This window comes from Aeromicrobium sp., from assembly GCF_037719875.1.
Lineage (GTDB): Bacteria > Actinomycetota > Actinomycetes > Propionibacteriales > Nocardioidaceae > Aeromicrobium.
Genome location: NZ_JBBJMJ010000002.1, coordinates 193,557 through 213,856 on the forward strand (window position 1 = coordinate 193,557; position 20,300 = coordinate 213,856).

At 67.8% G+C, this 20,300-nt stretch carries 22 protein-coding genes; 13 read left to right on the forward strand and 9 right to left on the reverse strand.

Features of this window, described 5'->3' with window-relative positions; translation table 11 throughout:
• Positions 1-54: 54 nt before the first annotated feature.
• Both msrA and WKF39_RS03705 read right to left on the reverse strand, forming a co-directional pair.
• Positions 55-690, reverse strand: a complete 636-nt coding sequence (gene msrA, locus WKF39_RS03700; RefSeq protein ID WP_340385880.1) for a peptide-methionine (S)-S-oxide reductase MsrA — start codon at positions 688-690, stop codon at positions 55-57.
• Positions 691-721: 31 nt separating this feature from the next.
• Positions 722-1,345 (reverse strand): ankyrin repeat domain-containing protein, encoded by a 624-nt coding sequence (locus WKF39_RS03705; RefSeq protein ID WP_340385881.1) that lies wholly within the window; start codon positions 1,343-1,345, stop codon positions 722-724.
• A 75-nt stretch (positions 1,346-1,420) separates the two neighbouring features.
• Here WKF39_RS03705 and WKF39_RS03710 point away from each other — a divergent pair, with 75 nt between their 5' ends.
• Entirely contained in the window at positions 1,421-1,771 is a 351-nt protein-coding gene (locus WKF39_RS03710; RefSeq protein WP_340385882.1) for an MmcQ/YjbR family DNA-binding protein, read from the forward strand.
• A 104-nt stretch (positions 1,772-1,875) separates the two neighbouring features.
• Positions 1,876-3,003, forward strand: coding sequence for a threonine ammonia-lyase (gene ilvA, locus WKF39_RS03715; protein WP_340385883.1), 1,128 nt, complete (start codon positions 1,876-1,878; stop codon positions 3,001-3,003).
• 24 nt (positions 3,004-3,027) lie between these two features.
• On the opposite strand, the gene greA is transcribed toward ilvA, so the two are convergent.
• Both greA and WKF39_RS03725 read right to left on the reverse strand, forming a co-directional pair.
• On the reverse strand, positions 3,028-3,531 hold the full coding sequence (greA, locus tag WKF39_RS03720) for a transcription elongation factor GreA (protein WP_340385884.1): 504 nt from the start codon (positions 3,529-3,531) through the stop codon (positions 3,028-3,030).
• Positions 3,532-3,595: 64 nt separating this feature from the next.
• Positions 3,596-3,973: a DUF4307 domain-containing protein gene (locus WKF39_RS03725; protein WP_340385885.1), complete on the reverse strand. Its 378-nt coding sequence runs from the start codon at positions 3,971-3,973 to the stop codon at positions 3,596-3,598.
• Positions 3,974-4,123: 150 nt separating this feature from the next.
• Here WKF39_RS03725 and mca point away from each other — a divergent pair, with 150 nt between their 5' ends.
• The gene (gene mca, locus WKF39_RS03730) at positions 4,124-5,020 is read left to right on the forward strand and encodes a mycothiol conjugate amidase Mca (protein WP_340385886.1); all 897 of its coding nucleotides are present in this window, start codon (positions 4,124-4,126) and stop codon (positions 5,018-5,020) included.
• A gap of 96 nt (positions 5,021-5,116) precedes the next feature.
• On the opposite strand, the gene WKF39_RS03735 is transcribed toward mca, so the two are convergent.
• Positions 5,117-5,557 (reverse strand): DUF3224 domain-containing protein, encoded by a 441-nt coding sequence (locus WKF39_RS03735; RefSeq protein ID WP_340385887.1) that lies wholly within the window; start codon positions 5,555-5,557, stop codon positions 5,117-5,119.
• A 35-nt stretch (positions 5,558-5,592) separates the two neighbouring features.
• Positions 5,593-6,030, reverse strand: a complete 438-nt coding sequence (locus WKF39_RS03740) for a DUF3224 domain-containing protein (protein ID WP_340385888.1) — start codon at positions 6,028-6,030, stop codon at positions 5,593-5,595.
• Between the two features lie 59 nt (positions 6,031-6,089).
• On the opposite strand from WKF39_RS03740, the gene WKF39_RS03745 reads away from it, so the two are divergent.
• The 3 genes from WKF39_RS03745 to WKF39_RS03755 all read left to right on the forward strand — a co-directional run bounded on the left by WKF39_RS03745 (position 6,090) and on the right by WKF39_RS03755 (position 9,239).
• A complete protein-coding gene (locus WKF39_RS03745; protein WP_340385889.1) occupies positions 6,090-6,899 on the forward strand; it encodes a helix-turn-helix domain-containing protein in 810 nt (269 codons plus the stop codon).
• A 112-nt stretch (positions 6,900-7,011) separates the two neighbouring features.
• Positions 7,012-7,230 (forward strand): hypothetical protein, encoded by a 219-nt coding sequence (locus WKF39_RS03750; protein WP_340385890.1) that lies wholly within the window; start codon positions 7,012-7,014, stop codon positions 7,228-7,230.
• 8 nt (positions 7,231-7,238) lie between these two features.
• Complete coding sequence (locus tag WKF39_RS03755) at positions 7,239-9,239, forward strand: thioredoxin domain-containing protein (RefSeq protein WP_340385891.1); 2,001 nt, start codon at positions 7,239-7,241, stop codon at positions 9,237-9,239.
• On the opposite strand, the gene WKF39_RS03760 is transcribed toward WKF39_RS03755, so the two are convergent.
• Complete coding sequence (locus WKF39_RS03760; RefSeq protein WP_340385892.1) at positions 9,211-9,912, reverse strand: hemolysin III family protein; 702 nt, start codon at positions 9,910-9,912, stop codon at positions 9,211-9,213. The genes WKF39_RS03755 and WKF39_RS03760 overlap by 29 nt on opposite strands.
• Positions 9,913-9,998: 86 nt before the next feature.
• Here WKF39_RS03760 and WKF39_RS03765 point away from each other — a divergent pair, with 86 nt between their 5' ends.
• From WKF39_RS03765 to WKF39_RS03795, 7 genes are all read left to right on the forward strand, one after another.
• Positions 9,999-10,760, forward strand: a complete 762-nt coding sequence (locus WKF39_RS03765; RefSeq protein ID WP_340385893.1) for an isoprenyl transferase — start codon at positions 9,999-10,001, stop codon at positions 10,758-10,760.
• 299 nt (positions 10,761-11,059) lie between these two features.
• Positions 11,060-12,403 (forward strand): PhoH family protein, encoded by a 1,344-nt coding sequence (locus WKF39_RS03770; RefSeq protein ID WP_340385894.1) that lies wholly within the window; start codon positions 11,060-11,062, stop codon positions 12,401-12,403.
• 80 nt (positions 12,404-12,483) lie between these two features.
• The gene (locus WKF39_RS03775) at positions 12,484-13,728 is read left to right on the forward strand and encodes an extracellular solute-binding protein (protein ID WP_340385895.1); all 1,245 of its coding nucleotides are present in this window, start codon (positions 12,484-12,486) and stop codon (positions 13,726-13,728) included.
• Positions 13,725-14,546, forward strand: a complete 822-nt coding sequence (locus tag WKF39_RS03780) for a sugar ABC transporter permease (protein ID WP_340385896.1) — start codon at positions 13,725-13,727, stop codon at positions 14,544-14,546. Before WKF39_RS03775 ends, WKF39_RS03780 begins: the two co-directional genes overlap by 4 nt.
• Positions 14,543-15,523 carry an ABC transporter permease subunit gene (locus WKF39_RS03785; protein WP_340385897.1) on the forward strand — a complete coding sequence of 327 codons (981 nt, stop codon included), beginning with the start codon at positions 14,543-14,545 and terminating at the stop codon, positions 15,521-15,523. The genes WKF39_RS03780 and WKF39_RS03785 overlap by 4 nt, the downstream gene beginning before the upstream one ends.
• Positions 15,520-16,686 (forward strand): ABC transporter ATP-binding protein, encoded by a 1,167-nt coding sequence (locus WKF39_RS03790; RefSeq protein ID WP_340385898.1) that lies wholly within the window; start codon positions 15,520-15,522, stop codon positions 16,684-16,686. The genes WKF39_RS03785 and WKF39_RS03790 overlap by 4 nt, the downstream gene beginning before the upstream one ends.
• Positions 16,683-18,014, forward strand: coding sequence for a DUF2079 domain-containing protein (locus WKF39_RS03795; protein ID WP_340385899.1), 1,332 nt, complete (start codon positions 16,683-16,685; stop codon positions 18,012-18,014). Before WKF39_RS03790 ends, WKF39_RS03795 begins: the two co-directional genes overlap by 4 nt.
• 186 nt (positions 18,015-18,200) lie before the next feature.
• Here the strand turns inward: WKF39_RS03795 and WKF39_RS03800 are convergent, their stop codons facing one another.
• Positions 18,201-19,586 (reverse strand): class II fumarate hydratase, encoded by a 1,386-nt coding sequence (locus WKF39_RS03800; RefSeq protein ID WP_340385900.1) that lies wholly within the window; start codon positions 19,584-19,586, stop codon positions 18,201-18,203.
• Positions 19,587-19,645: 59 nt separating this feature from the next.
• Positions 19,646-20,287 carry a maleylpyruvate isomerase N-terminal domain-containing protein gene (locus WKF39_RS03805; protein WP_340385901.1) on the reverse strand — a complete coding sequence of 214 codons (642 nt, stop codon included), beginning with the start codon at positions 20,285-20,287 and terminating at the stop codon, positions 19,646-19,648.
• Positions 20,288-20,300: the final 13 nt, after the last annotated feature.

Genomic DNA, 20,300 nt, shown 5'->3' on the forward strand with positions numbered 1-20,300 from the left:
CTTCAATCTATCCGCCGGCCCGTCGGGGCGCGCCTCGAGCGAGCCGTCCCGGGGTCACGCGTAGGAGACGCCCGTGGCGTGCAGCGGGCAGTAGCCGTAGGGGTTCTTGACGAGGTATTGCTGGTGCATGTCTTCGGCGTAGTAGTACGTGTCGAGCTGCACGATCGAGGTCGTGATCTCACCGAAGCCGGCCGCGGTCATCTTGTCCTGGTAGGCCTTGCGGGACGCTTCGGCCTGCTCCTGCTGCTCCGGCGTCGTGGTGAGGATGATCGAGCGATACTGCGTGCCGCGGTCATTGCCCTGCCGCATGCCCTGAGTCGGGTCGTGGTTCTCCCAGAACACCTCGAGGAGCCGCTGGTATGTCAGATTGGCCGGGTCGAAGATGACGCGGACGACCTCGGCGTGACCAGTGCGGCCGCTGCAGACCTCGTCATAGGTCGGGTGGGGAGTGACGCCGCCGGCGTAGCCGACCGAGGTCGACCAGACCCCCGGCACCTCCCAGAAGGTCTTCTCCTCGCCCCAGAAGCAGCCGAGGCCGAACACCGCGACGCCGAAGCCTTCGGGCGCCTGGGTCTCGACCGGGTTGCCGAGTGTCAGGTGCGTGCCACCGACCTGGAAGGGCCGGCCCTCGCGACCGGGGAGTGCCGCATCAGCAGCGGGGAGCTCGGACTTGTTGCGACCAAAGATCATGGTTTCCACCTCTCACGTCGAGTTTACGGAGTCACGCACGTTGGAGCAGGCGAGCGATCGTGACGAAGCCGTGACGCCGGGCATGCTGCAGGGGCGTCACCCCGGCCCGGTCGGCGATGGTGACGTCAGCGCCGTGATCAACCAGCGACTTCACGATGCGTTCCCAAGGCTCAGTCCCCCTGCCGAGGATGACCGCCTCCAGGAGCGCGGGTCCACCCGAGGTCGTTGACGTGGTCGACGGCGATGTCGGTGTGGTCGAGGACATACTCCACGTAGTCGGCGTGTCGTGGCGATCGTCGAGCGCATCCGGGTCAGCGCCGGCATCGACCAGCAGGCGGGCAGCCTCGACGCGGTCGTGTGTGACGGCGAGCAGCAGGCAGGTGCGCTCGCGAGAGTCACGAGCCTCGGTGTCCGCGCCCGCATCGAGGAGCTGGCCGACCTCGGTCGTACGCCCGCGGGTCGCGGCCGCGATCAGGCGCCTGTTCTTCTCAGCCGATGACAGCGAAGTATAAGGATTGGGCGGCTCGGTCGTCTGCTCCGGAGCCGGTTCTGTCGGACTCGGAGCCGGTGTTGCCGCGGGTGGGGACGAACAGGCGGCAACGACGGCAACGACGGCGGCGACCGCCAGCAGCGCGGCGAGGCGGGCTTTGCTCACCCTGATTCAACGCGCATGACGAGCGGGGGGTTCCGTCCCCGTCCCCAGATAGGGTCGGCGGATGAGGTGTGCATCGTGAGTGGAGCCGGGCAGGTCACCGGCATACATGCCGTATGCCAGGCGCTCCCCGGCGCGCTGCTGACCTTCCCGTTCGGCGAGGAGACAGCGGTGTTCAAGGTCGGAGGCAAGGTGTTCGCGCTGACCGGAGCGGACTCACCGACACACGTCACGCTCAAGGCCGAACCGGCCGATGTGACCGGACTCGTCGAGACATATGCCGCGGTCGAGCGCGGCTATCACATGAACAAGAAGCACTGGATCACGGTGCAGGTCGACGGCTCACTGCCGGAGGGACTCCTCGAGGAGCTGGTCGAGGACTCCTACGACCTCGTCGTCGACGGGCTCCCGGCGCGGGACCGACCGTGACCAGAGTTCGCCTGCGGCGGTCCAGACACTAGGTTGTTGGTGTGGATCTGAGCGATGTGAGGGCCGCCCGTGAGTTGCTCGAGGGTGTCACAGAGGTGACGCCCATGGCGCACTCGCGCTGGCTCAGCTCGCGCACCTCGACGCAGGTGTTCCTCAAGGCCGAGAACCTGCAGCGCACGGGATCGTTCAAGATCCGCGGAGCCTACGTACGCATCTCCCGCCTCAGCGAGGAGGAGCGCGCGAGGGGGGTCGTCGCAGCCAGCGCCGGCAACCACGCGCAAGGTGTCGCACTGGCTGCCTCGCTGCTCGGGATCAAGGCGACGATCTTCATGCCGGTCGGTGCGGCGCTTCCCAAGGTGGCGGCGACGGAGGGCTATGGCGCCGACATCAAGTTCCAGGGGACCGGGGTGACCGAGGCGCTCGTGCCGGCGGTGGAGTTTGCCGCGCGTACGGGTGCCGTGCTGATCCACCCGTTCGACCACGAGGACATCATCGCCGGGCAGGGGACGGTGGGCCTCGAGATCCTCGAGCAGTGCCCCGACGTCAGGACGATCCTGGTGCCGCTCGGCGGTGGTGGGCTGGCCGCCGGGATCGCGTTGTTGCGCACCGAGCGACCCGATCTGCGCATCGTGGGTGTGCAGGCCAAGGATGCGGCGGCTTATCCCGGCTCGCTGGCCGCCGGTCACCCCGTTGCTGCACCGATGGGCGTCACGATGGCCGACGGCATCTCGGTCGCCCAGCCCGGTGACCTTCCTTACGGGATCCTCGAGTCCCTGTGCGATGAGGTCATCACGGTCAGCGAGGACTCGATGAGCAGCGCCCTGATCTCGCTGCTCGAACGCTCCAAGCTCCTCGTGGAACCTGCCGGTGCGGCGGCGGTCGCGGCAATCCTTGAGCGGCCCCAGGCATTCGAGGGGCCCATCGTCGCGGTGTTGTCCGGCGGCAACATCGATGCGCTGGTGCTCCTTGACGTGATCCGGCACGGCCTCGCCGCGGGCGGGCGTTTCCTACTGTTCCGCGCCCGCATCTCCGACCGGCCGGGCGAGCTGATGCGGCTCCTGACGGATCTGGCCGAGATGCAGGTCAATGTCCTCAACGTCAACCATGACCGCGCCTCCGAGACGTTGGGCGTACGCCAGGTCGACGTCGATGTGCAGGTCGCAACTCGTGGCTCAGCGCATTGCGCCGAGGTCAGGGCCCGCCTGGTCGAACTCGGCTACGAGCTCGTCTGACGTGCCGCCGAGCAAGCCGCAGTGTCAGAACGGCTTGGCGTCGACGACCTCGACTGTGATGCTCTTGCCGTTGGGCGCCTCGTAGGACGCCTGGTCACCGATCTTCTTGCCGAGAATCGCCGCACCGAGGGGCGAGGTGGGTGAGTAGACGTCGATCTCGACGCTGGAGTCCATGCTCAGCAGCTCACGCGACCCGAGCAGGAATCGCTCGGTGTCGGTGTCGCCTGCGAAGCGGATCGTGACGATCATGCCTGCCTCGACGGTGCCGTCGTCGGCCGGCTTGTCGCCGACCTCTGCACGCCGCAGCATCTCCTCGAGCTGGCGGATGCGGGCCTCGGTCTTGCCCTGCTCCTCGCGCGCGGCGTGGTAGCCGCCGTTCTCCTTGAGGTCACCCTCGTCGCGAGCGGCAGCGATCTTGGCGGTGATGTCGGCGCGCACGTCGCCACGCAGGTGGTCGAGCTCCTGCTGCAGACGGTCGTACGCCTCCTGGGTCACCCAGATGGTGTCGGTCTCTGGCGGCTGAGTCATGTGGCCACTCCTTTACGCGCTGCACCCCAGGCATACGCCCGGGGTGAACCTCCCACGTTAGCACTCAACCTTGCGCTTCACACGTCCTCAGCACGCCTGTGACGGCACGCCGCTCGGTCTCGATGTCGATCTCGATGCGGACCTTTTCTTCCTCAGATGCCGGTACGTCGACGGTCTTCTCACCGATGATCGAGTGGTCCTCGGCCTGGGCGTAGACCGTGCAGCGCACGGCGATCGGTTCGGGGCGGATGACATCGACCTTGACCATCACGAGGCGATCGCTCTTGACGTCGTAGCCCCACAGTTGACCCTTGACGGGCTCGTCCTGGAAGCCGACCCACGCTGCGAACGAGATGCCGAGGGCGATGCCGACTGCCGCGATCGCAGGCCAGAACCAACGCGGTCGGCGGCGGGTCCCATAGCGGGAGCTGAGGTCGGTCACACCGCCCATTGTCTCAGGCGGCCGCGAACGGTCGACACGGCGAGGTCGGGCGCACGATGGTCATCGCCGCGCAAGCCCCACGGAACACCCAGCCCGCAGGCGGCGTTGCGTACAGTGCGAGGATTTTGCCTCGAGCCCCGAAGGAGAACCGTGGCAGAACAACTGCGTCTCATGCACGTGCACGCGCACCCCGACGACGAGTCGAGCAAGGGTGCCGCATCCACGGCGAGGTATGTCGCCGAGGGCGTTGACGTCCATGTCGCGACCTGCACCGGCGGCGAGCGTGGGTCGATCCTCAATCCCGGCTTCGAGCATCCCGCGATCCTCGACAACCCCGAGCTGATCGCGGAGATCCGCCGCGAGGAGATGGACCGCGCCCGCGAGATCCTCGGCGTGACGCAGGACTGGCTGGGTTTCGTCGACTCGGGCTGGCCCGAGGGCGATCCCAAGCCGCCGTTGCCCGAGGGCTGCTTCGCGCTGGTGCCGATCGAGGAGGCCGCCGAGCCCCTCGTCCGCCTGATCCGCTCGTTCAAGCCGCATGTCCTCACGACGTACGACGAGAACGGTGGCTACCCGCACCCCGACCACATCAAGTGCCACGAGATCAGCGTCCACGCCTACGAGGCGGCGGCCGATCCGGACCGCTATCCCGATGCTGGCGAGCCGTGGCAGGTGTCCAAGCTCTATTACCACCTGAGCTGGAGCTATGCCCGGATGAAGGCGATCGACGACGAGATGACCAAGCACGGCCTCGACAATCCGTTCGCGGAGCGGCTCTCGTCGTGGGAGCGCAAGCCCGAGGACGAGGCGCGCCTCACGACTCGTGTCGAGAGCGCGGAATTCTTCGGCGTACGCGACGCGGCCCTGCTCGCCCACGCGACGCAGATCGATCCCAATGGCTTCTGGTTCGCCGTCCCGCACCAGGTGCAGGCCGAGGCTTGGCCGACCGAGGACTACCAGCTCGTGGACTCCAAGGTCGAGACCACTCTCCCCGAAGATGATCTCTTCGCGGGTCTGCGCCAGCAGAGCCCGCGAAGCGACGGGTAGAGCGCGGGTCTGCGCCAGCAGAGCCCGCGAAGCGACGGGTAGAGCGCGGGTCTGCGCCAGACCTGGGCAGTCAGATCCTGCCGGTCTTGACGCGGCCTAGTCGCGCGTCAGGGTGAACTCATAGCCGCCCTCCGGCGGTGCCCCGGCCATCGACACATCGGCGGCTCCGGTCAGGTCCGCGAGGCCGTCCGTGCCGAGCCCCGGCAGCACCTCCACGTGCGCGCTGACCGCCCCGTCGGCGTACGAGCCGGTGTGCCGGAAGACGCTCGAGCCCTCCTGGCCGTCGATCGTGCCGGTGAATCGCTCGTAGCCAATGATGTCGGCGTGGCCGGCCTTGCTGTCGCGATAGGCGAACAGATACGTTGCCACGCCCGTGCCCGCGATGTCCCCGGTGTAGTCGAAGATGACCTTGGCGGTCGTGACCCCGCGGCTGGGGTAGTAGGTGCCGTTCTTGGTCTCGCCCTCACCGTCGATGTCCTCGATGACCGACTCGTCCCACCCGGTCGGCATGAATCGCCCTGTGGTCTGGTTGCTCATGTGACTCGGTCTCCTCGTTTCTGTCGTTTACGGCGTCACAGGTCGTACGACAGCGCGATGTCGTAGCCGTTGTCGCTGTGCCCGGCCAGCTCGATCGTCGCCTCGCCTTTCATGCCCGCGAGGCCGCCCGTGCCCATGCCCTCCACGATGTGGAGTGTGGCGCGGACGGCCTCGGCGTCATGGTCACCGACGTGCTGGAACACCAGCGAGCCGTCGTGACCGTCGATCGATCCCTCGAACAGCTCGAAGCCCGCCACCGGCGCGAATCCCTTGTTGTACGAGATGAGGTAGGCCACGGTGCCGTTGCCCTCGATGTCGCCTGCGTAGGTGTAGGCCGTGTCGGCGCGGGAGAAGCCGCGGGTGGGATAGGTGACGCCGTTGATCTCGGTGCCGTCACCGTCGATGTCGATGATGACGTTCTCCTCCCACGATGCGACGTTGAATGTGCCTGATGTCGCGTGTGTCCTGGTCATGGGACCGACGTTAGGCCAGCGCTGTGGTCACGGTCTTGGACAAACGCGACACTGGAGGCATGGACGAACCGGTGGGCAGGGGAGAGTCTGCGATCTTGCGGCCCTCCGCCGCGGCGCAGCACATCGGCGTGCGCCGGATCGTGCCGTCGGAGCGTTGGCGCCCGCTGATCGACTACCACTGGATCGTCCGCTGGGAGTGCCCCGAGCCCTACGAGCAGCAGATCATCCCGCAGCCCTGCGTGCACGTGTCGGCAGAGCTTTATGACGGCCAGCCGCGTCTGCTCGTCAACGGCATCACCCGTGAGCCGTTCATCCGTACGCTCGCCGGCACGGGTCACGTCCTGGGGGTGACATTCAGGCCGGCAAGTTTTCGCGCGGTCCTCGGCGCCGACCTGAGCTCGGTGTCGGGCCGAGTCGTGCCGCTGGGCGACGTGGTCGGTCCCGACGACTCGGGCGCGGCTGCCAAGATCTTGCGTGTCGACGTGACGGACGAGGAGATGGTCGCCGTGATGGAGTCGCATCTCGACCTCATCCCGGTGGTGGCCGACCCCGACGCCGATGCCATCAATTCGCTCGTCGCGGCGGCGGAGGCGGATCGCAGCCTGATCCGAGCGGAGCAGCTCGCCGATCTCGCGGGCCTCAGCCTACGAACCCTGCAGCGGCAGTTCACGGCGTACCTCGGAATCGGGCCCAAATGGGTCGTGCAGCGGTTCCGCCTGCTCGACGCGGCGGCAGCGGCCCACGAGGGTGCCCCGACCGACTGGGCAGGGCTCGCAGCGGAGCTCGGCTTCAGCGACCAGGCCCACCTGACCCGGGCCTTCACCGCCGTGGTGGGGACACCGCCCGCGACGTACGAGCGCGACGCGTGACCCGCCCCGCTCCAAGATTTGGCGGCTTGGCAGCCGTTTTGCGGCGATTCCGGGCGACATCCGGTTGACAACCCGCCAAATCTTGGGGGATACGGCCGACTAGGCTAGGGGCATGAACGCGTACGAGATCGCCGCCTTCGTCACGGCCGAACCGGCCTTCACCAAGGAGGACGTCAAGCCCGGCTGGGTCGCCCTTGGCATCGTCGTGCTGCTGTGCATCGCGACCTTCTTCCTGGCGCGCTCGTTCCTCAGCCACTCCAAGAAGGCCCAGCAGCCCTGGGAGGGCGAGGACGGCGACGCCAGCCACCCGACTCCCCACAACCACGCCTAGCTGAGAGCATGCCGAATCGCCTCGCTGTTGCCACGAGCCCCTATCTCCAGCAGCACGCCGACAACCCGGTCGACTGGTGGGAGTGGAGTGACGAGGCCCTGGCGGCGGCCCAGGAGCTGGACAGGCCGATCCTGCTGAGTGTCGGCTATGCCGCGTGTCACTGGTGCCACGTCATGGCTCACGAGTCGTTCGAGGACGCAACGACCGCGGCATACATGAACGACAACTTCGTCAACATCAAGGTCGATCGCGAGGAGCGCCCCGACATCGACGCGGTCTACATGTCGGCGACCCAGGCCATGACGGGTCAGGGCGGCTGGCCGATGACCTGCGTTCTGACACCGACCGGTGAGCCGTTCTTCGCCGGCACCTACTTCCCGCCCGAGCCGCGGCAGGGCACTCCTGCCTTCACCCAGGTGCTGCAAGCGCTCGCCGAGGCCTGGCGCGACCGACGCGGCGAGGTGCTGCAGGTCAGCAACGATGTCCTCGCGCACCTGCAGGCCAATGTCGACCCGGTCGGCGGCGCGGTCGGCCCGGCCCAGCTGGATGCCGGCGTCGAGGCTCTGGCCAAGCAGTACGACGCCGAGGCGGCCGGTTTCGGCGCGAGCCCGAAGTTCCCTCCGTCGATGGTTCTGGAGTTCCTGCTCCGCAACGCCGCGCGTACGGGATCGCAACCGGCGCTCGACATGGTCACCGGAACCTGCGAGGCGATGGCCCGCGGCGGCCTGTATGACCAGCTGTCCGGGGGCTTCGCCCGCTACAGCGTCGACCGGTTCTGGCGGGTGCCGCACTTCGAGAAGATGCTCTATGACAACGCGTTGCTGCTCCGCGTCTATCTGCACTGGTGGCGTCAGACCGGGTCGCCACTGGCCGAGCGGGTCGCCCGCGAGACCGGGAGATTCATCCTGGCCGAGCTGATGACGCCGGAGGGCGGTTTCGCCTCGGCCCTCGATGCTGACAGCGACGGCCGCGAGGGGACGTTCTACGTGTGGAACCCCAACCAGCTCGCGCGAGTCCTCGGTGCGCAGGACGGCGCCTGGGCAGCTCAGCTGCTCGGTGTGACCGGCCCGGGAACCTTCGAGGACGGCTACTCGACGCTGCAGCTCCGTGCCGACCCGGACGATCCGGCGCGATGGGAGAGCGTACGGATCAGGCTCCTCGCCGCGAGGGCCGAGCGCACCCGGCCGGCGCGCGACGACAAGGTCGTGGCGTCGTGGAACGGGCTCGCGATCACGGCCCTGGCTGAGGCGGGGGTGCTGCTCGACGAGCCCGAGTTCGGCGAAGCGGCGGTCACAGCGGCTCAGCTCCTGGTCGACGTGCACCTGGCCGACGGGTTCGCACGCACCTCACGCGATGGCGTTGCCGGCACCAACACCGGAGTGCTCGAGGACCATGGGGCAGTCGCCGAGGCGTTCCTCGCGGTGCTCGGCATCACCGGCGAAGCGGTATGGCTCGACCGGGCGCGGTTGCTGCTCGACCGGGTCATCGAGCGGTTCGTGGACCCGGCCGGCGGCTTCTTCGACACCGCCGACGACGCCGAGGCCCTGGTCGTACGCCCCAAGGACGCCTCCGACAACGCCTACCCTTCGGGCACCTCCGCCGCCGTCGCGGGGTTGATCTCGTTCGCGGCGATCACCGGCGAGCACCGCTATCGAGCGGCGGCCGAGTCGGGCATCGCGTCAGCGGCCAACATTGCCACGCAGGTGCCGCGGTTCGCGGGCTGGACTCTTGCCGCCGCTGAAGCGGTCGTGGCGGGGCCACTGGAGGTCGCGATCGTGGGTGGAGCCGGCGAACGTATCGAGCTGCACCGAGCCGCGCTCGGCCTGAGCTCGCCCGGTGCGGTCGTCGTCGCGGGTGAGGTCGGTCTGGAGATTGCGCTGTTCGATCAGCGTGAACTGGTCGACGGGCATGCGGCGGCATACGTCTGCGAGGGTTTTGTGTGCAGGCGGCCCGTCACGGCGCCGGACGACCTGCGGGCGGTCAGTAGCGCTGGTAGGCCAGCAGACTGACGCCGATGTAGTGCACGATGAACGCCGCGATCGTCAGCGTGTGGAAGACCTCGTGGAATCCGAACCACGTCGGCCAGGGATTCGGCTTCTTGAAGCCGTAGACGATCGCGCCGATCGTGTACAACCCACCGCCGGTGGCGAGAAGCACCAGCACGGCGGTCGAGCCGTTCTCCTTGAACTCATCGAGCCAGAAGACTGCGGCCCAGCCCAGGCCGATGTAGATCGGGACGTAGAGCCAGCGCGGAGCACCGATCCAAAAGACCCGGAACAGGACGCCGAGGATGGTGCCTCCCCACACGATCGACAGCAGGACGGCGGCGTCCTGGGTGTCGAGGAGCAGGAGGCTGAACGGCGTGTAGGACCCGGCGATCAGGACGAAGATGTTGGCGTGGTCCAGCCGCTTGAGGCGTGCCTTCGCAGCATCGGACCACCGGCCCGCGTGGTAGACCGCGCTGGTTCCGAACAGCAGGAGCGCGCTGACCATGAAGACTGCGACGCCCACTCGTACCTTGATGTCGTCCGCCACGACGAGCAGCACGAGGAATCCGAAGAACGCCAGCGGCCACGTCGCGGCATGCAGCCAGCCGCGTAGCTTGGGCTTGATCTCCTCGACCGTGTCGCGCAGGCGGTCGCCGACCTCGGAGACGATGCCCTCGGAGTCGCGTTCAGTCATGGCCTCAGGGTATGGCACCTGACTCAGGGAGTTGACCCAGGATGAGGCCGCCCCGCGTGGGCTGTGGCGAGCGTTACGATCTGGGGATGGGAGTCAGCCACCTCGCGTACGGAGTCTATGAGCGCCGGCTCGTCCAACGACTCGATCCGACCCGGCTCCCGCACCATGTCGGCGCGATCGTCGACGGCAACCGGCGCTGGGCCAAGGGCGCCGGGACGCGCTTCGAGCATGGCTATCAGGCCGGCGCCGACAAGATCTCGGAGTTCGCGCAGTGGTGTGATGAGCTGGGCGTCGAGATCGTCACACTGTGGCTCTTGTCGACCGACAATCTGCAGCGCTCGCCCGAAGAGGTGGGCAGCATCCTGGCCGCGGTCGAGGGGTTGATGGAGCGGCTTTCCGGCGAGGGTCGGTGGTCGCTCGCGGTGATCGGCAACCTTGACCTGCTGCCTGCGGAGTCCGCCGGACGGATGAAGCGGTTGGCTGACTCCACCGCCGGCGTCAAGGGCATGCGGGTCAACATCTGTGTCGGCTATGGCGGCCGTCAGGAGCTCACCGACGCGATGAGGTCGCTGCTGCTCGACCAGGCCGCAAAAGGTCGGAGCCTGGCCGATGTGGCCGGGACTCTCGAGGTCGATGACATCGCGGAGCACCTCTACACCAAGGGACAGCCGGATCCCGACCTCGTGATCCGCACGTCCGGAGAGCAGCGGCTCTCGGGCTTCCTGCTGTGGCAGAGCGTGCACTCGGAGTTCTACTTCAGTGACGCCCTGTGGCCGGCGTTCCGGCACGTCGACTTCCTGCGGGCGATGCGGTCGTACGCCGCGCGCGAACGCCGCTTCGGCCAATGATCTCCTGGCACCTTGTCCGCGGTGACCTGGCGACCTTTCGGCACTCCGGATAGGTGGCTGGTCCACCGCTCGATGCTCTGGGCGTGCCGACCCAACGATGGTCCGACACGTCCGGTCCGACACATTCCTCATCCGCACTGATCACCGTGATGTGACTCGGAGATCAGCGTGTCGTCCCCGGAATCGACGATTCACGGTCGTACGTTCGAAGAGTGTTGACGCTCGCCCCTGAGCCCGGATTCCCCGCCCACGAGTAGGGCCGGCGCAGGGTGGCGCGCTGGCTCGTTGAGGAGACAGTTGTGGCCGCATCACGCGCATCAGCCAAGGGCATCGAGAAGCAGAGCTCGAGTCCAGTCCGCCGCACGTACGTCCTGGACACGAGTGTCCTGCTCGCGGATCCCAACGCGGTCAACCGCTTCCATGAGCACGAGGTGGTTCTGCCGGTCGTGGTGATCACCGAGCTCGAGGGCAAGCGGCACGACCCGGAGCTCGGCTACTTCGCCCGCAGCGCCCTGCGCTTCCTCGACGATCTCCGCGTCTTGCACGGAACTCTGGACGTGCCCCTCCCGATCGGCGACGAAGGCGGGACGATCCGGGTCGAGCTCAACCACACCGACTCGTCGTCGCTCCCGTCCGGCTTCCGGCTCGGCGACAACGACACCAGGATCCTCTCGGTCGCCCGCAACCTGGCCAACGAGGGCAATGACGTCACGATCGTCTCCAAGGATCTCCCGATGCGGGTCAAGGCCTCGGCGGTCGGCCTCGTCGCCGAGGAATATCGCGCCGAGCTGGCTCTGGATTCGGGCTGGACCGGCATGCGGGAGCTCGAGCTCGAGAGCCTCGACCTCGACACGCTCTACGAGGCCGGCACCCTCGATCTGCCCGAGGCACGTGATCTGCCCTGCCACACCGGCCTGGTGCTGGTGTCCGACAAGGGCAGCGGGCTCGGCCGGGTCACGGCCGACAAGGAGGTCCAGCTCGTACGCGGCGACCGTGATGCATTCGGCATCCATGGGCGTTCCGCAGAGCAGCGGATCGCGCTGGATCTGCTGCTGGATCCCGAGATCGGCATCGTGTCGCTCGGCGGGCGAGCCGGCACCGGCAAGTCAGCGCTCGCGCTGTGTGCAGGTCTCGAGGCAACGATGGAGCGCGGGCAGCACAAGAAGGTCGTGATCTTCCGTCCGCTCTACGCGGTCGGCGGTCAGGAGCTCGGCTACCTTCCCGGCAGCGAGTCCGAGAAGATGGGGCCATGGGGGCAGGCGGTCTTCGACACGCTCGGCGCCGTGGCATCACCTGCGGTGATCGAGGAGATCCTGGATCGCGGGATGCTCGAGGTGTTGCCGCTGACGCACATCCGCGGGCGGTCGCTCCACGACTCCTACGTCATCGTCGACGAGGCCCAGTCGCTCGAGCGCAACGTCCTGCTGACGGTGCTCTCGCGCATCGGCGCCAACTCCAAGGTCGTCCTCACGCACGATGTCGCCCAGCGCGACAATCTGCGGGTCGGACGCCACGACGGGGTCGTCGCAGTGGTCGAGAAGCTCAAGGGGCACCCACTGTTCGCCCACGTGACACTGACCCGTTCGGAGCGCTCACCGGTCGCCGCATTGGTCACCGAAATGCTGGAGGACGTCAGCTTGTGACGTGAGAACACTCCTGTGACAGGAGGGCCCTTTCCGGGTACGCCCCGGGAAGGGCCCTTCTCTGTGGCAAAGTTGCGCACGTGAGCGCACCAGGGAGGGTATGTGCACGCGCGGCGGCCGCACTCGTACTCTGTGCGCTCGCCGCCTGCGGATCGGCCGGGACCAAGCCGGATGCTTCGCCGACCCTGACGTGGTACGTCGGTCCTGACCGTGCCGACACGGCCGCCCTTGCGAGGACCTGCACCTCATCGGCCGGGGGCGCCTACAAGATCGAGGTCAAGCAGCTCCCCAAGGATGTCGACGCGCGCCACGAGATGCTGGTGCGCCGGTTCCTGGCCGAGGACACCTCGATCGACCTGCTCAGCCTCGACTCGGAGTTCACAGCCGAGTTCTCCGCCGCGCGCTTCCTTGCGCCGCTGCCCGAGGAGCTTGCCCCGGCCTTCGGCAAGGACATCGCCCCGGCTGCGCTGGCCGCGGCAACCTACGACGATCAGCTGGTTGCGGTGCCTTGGTGGTTCGACCCTCAGCTGCTGTGGTTTCGAGGCAACGTCGCTGAGCGGGCGGGCCTCAACACCAAAGAGCCGATCAGCTGGGACGAGCTCGTCTCCGGAGCCGAACGTCTCGGCGTGACGATCCAGATCGACGACCCGGACGGCAACGGCCTGACCCAGTGGATCAACGCGCTGGTCGTCGGGGCGGGCGGCGACCTGGTGGACGGCACCGGGCGCGAGGCGAAGGTCGGCCTCGACTCCGAATCCGGCCGCACGGCCGCATCGATCGTGGAGCTGTATCTCGACGCGAAGGTCGGACCGGGCCCGTCGAGCGATGCGCTCAAGGCGTTCTCCGCGCCAGAGGGCGGGTTCCTGCTCGCAGCGAGCTCGGTCATCTCCGACCCAGCGGTCGCCGCGGTGGCCGCGGACATGGGCTGGACGGCATACCCGGTGGTCGGCATCACCAAGGTCGCGCCGCTGTCGGGTGTGGGGCTCGCGGTGCCGCTGTATGCGCCGCGGTCCGACCTGTCATTCGCGGCGATCAGCTGCCTGACGTCCGCCGGCAACCTCAGCTCGATCATGGTCGGCGCCGGTCACAGTGCGAGTCGACTCACGACCTACGACGACCCGGGGGTCAAGGGGGCCTATCCGATGGCCGCGGTCACGAAGCCGGCGGTGATGACGGGGGCGGCTCTGCCCGCGACGCCCTACTGGCACGTGGCCCAGGCGGCGATATCCGACACCTGGCTACCGCTGGATGACTTCGCGCCCGACCGGGCGATCACGCAGTCCCAGAAGGCCGTACGCGCAGCGATCTCCGGGAAGCTCCCGTGAGGGGCTGGCGCTGGCTCGCGCCGGCCGTGGTGGTCCTGCTGGTCGTGACCGGCTGGCCCATCGGACGGGGCGTCTGGAACTCTCTGCACTCCTACTCGCTGACCAGCCCTGACGACCGTACGTTCGTGGGCCTCGACAACTACGTCGACGTGCTGACCAACCGGCCGTGGTGGGCCGCGGTGGCCACGACGTTCGCCATCGTGATCGTGGTGGTGCTTCTGCAGCTGCTGATCGGTCTTGCGTTCGCAGCATCCTTGCGCCGGCTGACGGTGCTCTGGCCGGTGACCCGCGTCCTGGTCCTCATTCCCTTCGCGCTTTTGGCTGTTGTGTCGGCGGTCGTGTGGCGCGACGCGGTCACGACCGGGTTCGCTGCCGAGTGGTTCCGGCTCGGTGAGGTCGGCCAGTTCGGATCGCTGGTCGGCGTGACGATCGGCGAGCTGTGGCGCGGCACCGGCATCACGGCCGTGATCCTGCTGGCCGGGCTCCTGCGGGTGCCGAGCTCGTTGGTGGCCGCCGCGGTCGCCGACGGGGCGACGGGATGGCAGCGGTTCCAGCGGGTGGTCCTGCCCGCGATGGGGCCGGCCATCGCCGTCGCGGCGACGTATCGGGCGCTCGACACGTTCCGGATCCTGGAGGGACCATTGCTGGTCGACGAGCCGGGGGCGACGATCCGGACGGCGCCGCTGATGATCTGGGACACCACATTCTCCTCCCTGGAGCTCGGCCTCGGTGCGGCGATGTCGATCGTGCTCCTGCTGATCGTGGGACTGCTCGGCCTGGTCATGGTGCAGCTGTTCCGGGTGAGGAGGCTCGTGTGACACCCTCCTTGCGCTCGCGCCTCTGGGCCTCCGGCTTCGCCTTCGTCCTCGGGTTCGCGGTGGCCAACTACGGCATCATCCGGATCTCGAGACCCGATCTGTGGATCTGGGTCGCCGTCGCGATCGCCCTCATCCTGACCAGTGCCGCGGGCATCTTGTTCGCCGACACCCGGCGCGCGCTGTCAATCTGGTCGATCATCGGCATCGAGCTGTTCGCCGTCTTCACGCTGGTGCCCCTGCTCTGGACATTCTCCGTCGCCACAGCACCTGTCGGCGAGACCTCACGCACGGTGCTGCCCCAGAGCATCTCGTGGAGCGCCTTCGATGGTGCGCTGCACTCCGACATACTCCAGCGAGCAGCCGTGACCTCGGTGCTGGTGGCGGGCATCGCCACGCTGGTGGCGATGCCGCTGGCGATCGGTGCTGCCTACGCGTTGGTGCGCCAGCCCGTTCGCGGTCGCCGCCTTGCGTACGGCTTGGTGCTGGCGGCTCTGCTGGTGCCTCTTGTCGCGCTGGCCGGGCCGTTCGCCGACCAGATCATCGCCTTCGATCGTTTCGGCTCGCGGCTCGCGCTCGTGCCGCCCGCGCTGACGGTGACATTGCCGCTCGCGATCTGGCTGTGCGTCACGATCTTCCGCGACGTCCCGTGGTCGCTGCGCGAAGCTGTGCGTGCGGATGGGGCAACGTGGGTGCAGGCGCTGCGCCGCTTCGGGGTGCCCCACATCGCGCCCGGCGTCCTCGTGGCGACACTTCTGGTGTTCCTGGCCGGCTGCAACGACTTCGTGCTGGGTGCCGCGCTGTCATCCGACGACGCCTCCCGGCCGCTCCCGGCGACGCTGTTGCTGGCGACCGGTCAGCTTGAGGGATCGAGCTCGGCGGTCGCAGCTGCGGGGCTCCTGTGGATCCTGCCCGCGCTCCTCCTGCTCCTGGTGTTCCCCCGACGGATCAACCAACTCCTGGGAAGGTCCTACCGATGACCTCGATCGAAGTCCGCAACCTCACGATGAAGGGCACGGGCGACCGTCCGTTGCTCGACGACATCAACCTCACCGTGCCGGCGGGGGAGACCCTGGCCATCACGGGTCCATCTGGTGCGGGCAAGAGCTTGCTGCTGCGCACCCTGGCGGGGTTGCAGGAGCAGACCTCCGGGGATGTGCTGATCGATGACGCCGTCGTCAACGGGGTGGGCCCGCGGGGGCGCGACCTCGCGATGGTGTTTCAGGACTTCGCACTGCATCCACACCTCGATGTGTTCGACAATCTCGCATTTGCCGCGACCCTCCGCCGCGGCTACGACCGCGCCGAGCTGTCCGAGCGCATCCACGAGGTCGCCGACTTCCTGGCCCTCAGCGAGCTGCTCGAGCTCAAGCCGAACGATCTCGACGATGCCCAGCGCCAGCGGGTCGCGCTGGGACGCTCGCTGGTGCGCGACGCCAAGGCATACCTGCTCGATACCCCCTTCTCCCAGCAGTCGGAGCGGGTCCGTACGAATGTGCGCTCGGTCACGACTCAGTGGCAGAACGACTCTGAACGCACGTCGATCTTCACCACCAGCGACGTCGAGGAGGCGCTGAGCATCGCCGACCGGGTGGCAGTCATGCACCAGGGCTTCATTCACCAGGTCGGCACGCCGCGCGATCTCTACGAGCGGCCGGCCGACATGTTCGTTGCCGGCTATCTCGGATCGCCGCCCATGAACCTCGTCCCGGCGTTCCCGATGGGTCGTCAGCTCGTCACGCCGCTGGCCACGATGCTGCTCGACGACAACCTGCTCGAGCGCATCGGCGGGCGAGGTGTCGTGGTGGCCGGCATCCGCCCCGAGCACTGCTACGACGCGACGGGCCAGGGCGGCCAGGCCGTGACCGACCGGGTGGAGTTCACGACGCGCATCGACGACGTCGAGTGGCGCGGCAGCAGCCAGTTCGCCTACCTCGGCTATGAGATCGCGCCCGAGGTCGAGGAGCTGCTCAGCGAGGTGGAGGATCTGCTCGAGTTCGACCTGTTTCAGAACTTCCTGGTCGCCGAGCTCGCCGCCGATAGTCCCCTGCGGCCCGGCATGTCGATCCGCGTCGTCATCCCGAGGCTCAAGGTTCACGTCTTCGACCCCGAGACCGGTGAGAACCTCACGCTCGGCCCATGAGCCCGTTGACCCGCGGCCAGCGACTCGTCGCCGCGCTGATCGCCCTGTCGGTCGGCGCGGCGTATGCCGTGTTGGCGCTGGTCCGCTATCGCCGCTTCACGATCTCGTCGTGGGACCACGCGATCTTCGAGCAGGCGGTCAAGGGCTATGCGCGCTCGGGCGCGCCGATCGTCGACGTCAAGGGTCCGGGCTTCAACATCCTCGGCGACCACTTCTCGCCGGTCAACGTGCTCATCGCTCCGGTCTATCGCCTGATCCCGTCGGCGCAGACGATTGCCCTGGCCCAGGTCGTGCTGATCGCGGTCTCGGTCGCGGTCATCGCGGCGCTGGCGATGAGGCACCTCGGCACGTTGACGGGGGCGGTGATCGCAGTGGCGTACGGGGTGTCGTTCGGACTCCAGTCCGCCGTCGAGGCAGAGTTCCACGAGGTGGCCTTCGCTGCGCCGCTGCTGGCGCTTGCTGGCGCGGCATACGTGGAGCGGCGCTTCGGCGCTGTCGTGTTGTGGTCCCTGCCGCTGCTGCTGGTCAAGGAGGATCTCGGGCTGACAGTCGCGGTGATCGGCGGGTTGCTGTGGTGGGCAGGGGAGCGGCGCCGCGGCGTCGTGCTTGCGGGGGTCGGCCTGGCCGCGATGGCAGTGATCCTGCTGGTCATCGTGCCGGCATTCAACCCCGGTGATGCGTACGCCTATACGTCGTCGCTGGGCGGCGATCGCGGGATCGTCGCGACCCTGTTCGACGAGCCGGGGCGCAAGCTCGCGACCGTCGCCCTGACGGTGGGAGTCACCGGGCTGGCTGCGCTGGCGTCGCCGTGGGTCCTGCTGGTGCTGCCGACGTTCGCGTGGCGATTTGCCGGCGACAACGCCTACTACTGGGGCACGGAGTGGCACTACTCGCTCCTGTTGATGCCGATCGTGTTCGTCGCGATGATCGATACGATGCGGCGGTGGCCACGGTTGAGGTGGGCGACGGCGGTCGCGGTGGTCGTCACCGGGTTCACGCTGGTCAACTCGCCGCTGGCGACCTTGCTCGACTCCGAGACATACCGTGATGCGCCGCGGGCCGGTGCCGCTCGCGAGGTCATCGCGAAGGTGCCCGCGGGCGCGAGCGTCGAGACCGATATCGCGATGATGAGTCATCTGGTCACCGATCACACGGTCTACTGGTGGGGCTCGATCGGCGATGGCGTCACACCGACATATGTCCTGTTCGATGCTGCGGGCGGAATCGGTTCACCGGTCGACGTCGTTGCCTACGCCGAGGAGGCGCATGGGGGGACATACGAGCTGATCCACGACGCCGACGGCTACCTCCTGGCCCACCGCCGCTGACGGGTCACTTATTGCCCGCTGACGGGTCACTTATTGCCCGCTGACGGGTCACTTTCTGCCTGCTGACGGGTCAGATGTGGTTGCGACTGCTGCTCTACGGCGGACAACTACTGACCCGTCAGGGAACGAAAGGTGACCCGTCAGCGGACGAAAAGTGACCCGTCAGCGTGGGGGTGGGGGGTGGGGTTAGGGGTGGGTCATGGACATGACGTCGAGCGCCTTGTCCAGGTCTTCCTCGCTGATCTCACCGCGTTCGACGAAGCCGAGCTCGATGACGACCTGCCGAATGGTCTTCTTCTCCTTGACCGACTGCTTGGCGATCTTCGCGGCGTTCTCGTAGCCGATGAACCGGTTGAGGGGTGTGACAACCGATGGCGACGACTCGGCAAGCTCGAGGCATCGCTCCTCGTTGGCGGTGATCCCGTCGATGCACCGGTCCGCCAGCACGCGCGAGGAGTTGCCCAGCAGACGCATCGACTCAAGGATGTTGCGGCCGATGACCGGCAGCATGACGTTGAGCTCGAACGATCCGGAAGCACCCGCCGTGGCGATCGTGGCGTCGTTGCCGATGACCTGGGCAGCGACCATCAGCGTGGCCTCGGGAAGCACGGGGTTGACCTTGCCGGGCATGATGCTCGAGCCGGGCTGCAGGTCGGGCAGGGCGATCTCGCCGAGGCCCGTACGCGGACCCGATCCCATCCAGCGCAGGTCATTGCAGATCTTGGTGAGACTGACCGCGATCGTGCGAAGCTGACCCGACATCTCGACCAGGCCGTCGCGCGCGCTCTGCGCCTCGAAGTGGTCCGTGGCCTCGGTGATCGGCAGGCCGGTGTTGTCGGCGAGAATCTCGATGACGCGCTGCGGGAAGCCGATCGGCGTGTTGATCCCGGTGCCGACCGCGGTGCCGCCGAGCGGGACCTCAGCCGTACGCGGGAGCGACGCCTCGACGCGCGCGATGCCGCGACGGATCTGGTGTGCGTAGCCGCCGAACTCCTGGCCCAGCGTGACCGGTGTTGCGTCCATGAGGTGCGTACGCCCGGACTTGACGACGCTCGCGAACTCCTTGGACTTGGCCTCCAGCGACGTCGCGAGGTGATCGAGCGAAGGGATCAGCTCGTTGATTGCCGAGGCCGTGGCTGCGACGTGGATCGAGGTCGGGAAGACGTCGTTGGAGGACTGGCTGGCGTTGACATGGTCGTTGGGATGCACGTCCTTGCCGAGGGAGGCGGTCGCGATGGTCGCGAGCACTTCGTTGGTGTTCATGTTGCTCGACGTGCCGGATCCGGTCTGGAACACGTCGATCGGGAAATGCGCATCATGCGCTCCCGAGGCGACCTCTTCGGCAGCGGCGACGATCGAGTCGGCGATGTCTTGGTCGAGGATGCCCAGCTCGGCATTGGCCTGGGCGCAGGCCGCCTTGATCTGGGCGAGGGCGCGGATCTGCGCGGACTCGATCGGCGTGCCGGAGATCGGGAAGTTCTCGACGGCTCGCTGGGTCTGGGCTCGCCAGAGGGCGTCGGCGGGGACGCGGACCTCGCCCATGGTGTCGTGCTCGATGCGGTATTCGGTCATGCTTGGCACGATATCGCTGCGGTCGGGACCTCGCGGCGGCAGGACGGCGCAGGCCTGGGTCAGAAGGCCGAGATCGAGGCCGGAGCGCGTTGGGGACGGCTCAGCGCGCGAACCACGGCAACCTGACCGTGGCGCCGCATGGCGACGCCGGCAAGCAGGTCCACGACATGTGCGACAAGTCCGTCGGGGAACTGTGGCGTCGGCAGACCCACGCTGGCTGCGAGGTCGTCGGAATGCACGACCAGCTCCATCGCACGGGTCACGAGGAAGTCGTCGGTGGCCAGCGACCAGCCCTGCCATGGGATGTGTGCGGTGTCCGGGTCGCGAGGCGCGCCCAGCACATCAGGCAGGCGGGGCAGCAGCGGCTCGGCGTTGGACAGCACGGCCTGCGGCCCGATGGCGGCGGCCACGTCTGCTTCGTCGCGGATCGAGGTGTTGGCCTCGTCCTCGGGTGCTGCCTCCACCCACGCGGCTTGCGCGTAGTGCTCCAGCAGTGGGATGGGCGCCTCAGCCGCGGGGGGCTCAGACAGGAAGCCGACGGCGTGTCTGACCTGGGCGAGGACGTGGTGGGTCAGGCCGCCCACGGTCATACCGGCGCAGGCGCTCTCGAGAGCCCAGGCCTCGGCGACCTCCGGGGAGCTCGCCAGCGTGAAGGTCGTGTGGCAGGCGGTGATGAACTCTGTGCGATCGATGGGCGTCATATCCCGTACGTTA

What these genes read in the sequence shown, in the direction of transcription:
- WKF39_RS03800 (WP_340385900.1), bottom strand. Translation starts at nt 19,586, where the DNA reads ATGACCGAATACCGCATCGAGCACGACACCATGGGCGAGGTCCGCGTC.
- WKF39_RS03795 (WP_340385899.1), top strand. Translation starts at nt 16,683, where the DNA reads ATGAGCCCGTTGACCCGCGGCCAGCGACTCGTCGCCGCGCTGATCGCC.
- WKF39_RS03755 (WP_340385891.1), top strand. Translation starts at nt 7,239, where the DNA reads ATGCCGAATCGCCTCGCTGTTGCCACGAGCCCCTATCTCCAGCAGCAC.
- WKF39_RS03740 (WP_340385888.1), bottom strand. Translation starts at nt 6,030, where the DNA reads ATGACCAGGACACACGCGACATCAGGCACATTCAACGTCGCATCGTGG.
- WKF39_RS03750 (WP_340385890.1), top strand. Translation starts at nt 7,012, where the DNA reads ATGAACGCGTACGAGATCGCCGCCTTCGTCACGGCCGAACCGGCCTTC.
- ilvA (WP_340385883.1), top strand. Translation starts at nt 1,876, where the DNA reads ATGGCGCACTCGCGCTGGCTCAGCTCGCGCACCTCGACGCAGGTGTTC.
- WKF39_RS03745 (WP_340385889.1), top strand. Translation starts at nt 6,090, where the DNA reads ATGGACGAACCGGTGGGCAGGGGAGAGTCTGCGATCTTGCGGCCCTCC.
- msrA (WP_340385880.1), bottom strand. Translation starts at nt 690, where the DNA reads ATGATCTTTGGTCGCAACAAGTCCGAGCTCCCCGCTGCTGATGCGGCA.
- WKF39_RS03735 (WP_340385887.1), bottom strand. Translation starts at nt 5,557, where the DNA reads ATGAGCAACCAGACCACAGGGCGATTCATGCCGACCGGGTGGGACGAG.
- WKF39_RS03790 (WP_340385898.1), top strand. Translation starts at nt 15,520, where the DNA reads ATGACCTCGATCGAAGTCCGCAACCTCACGATGAAGGGCACGGGCGAC.
- WKF39_RS03760 (WP_340385892.1), bottom strand. Translation starts at nt 9,912, where the DNA reads ATGACTGAACGCGACTCCGAGGGCATCGTCTCCGAGGTCGGCGACCGC.
- WKF39_RS03805 (WP_340385901.1), bottom strand. Translation starts at nt 20,287, where the DNA reads ATGACGCCCATCGATCGCACAGAGTTCATCACCGCCTGCCACACGACC.
- greA (WP_340385884.1), bottom strand. Translation starts at nt 3,531, where the DNA reads ATGACTCAGCCGCCAGAGACCGACACCATCTGGGTGACCCAGGAGGCG.
- WKF39_RS03765 (WP_340385893.1), top strand. Translation starts at nt 9,999, where the DNA reads ATGGGAGTCAGCCACCTCGCGTACGGAGTCTATGAGCGCCGGCTCGTC.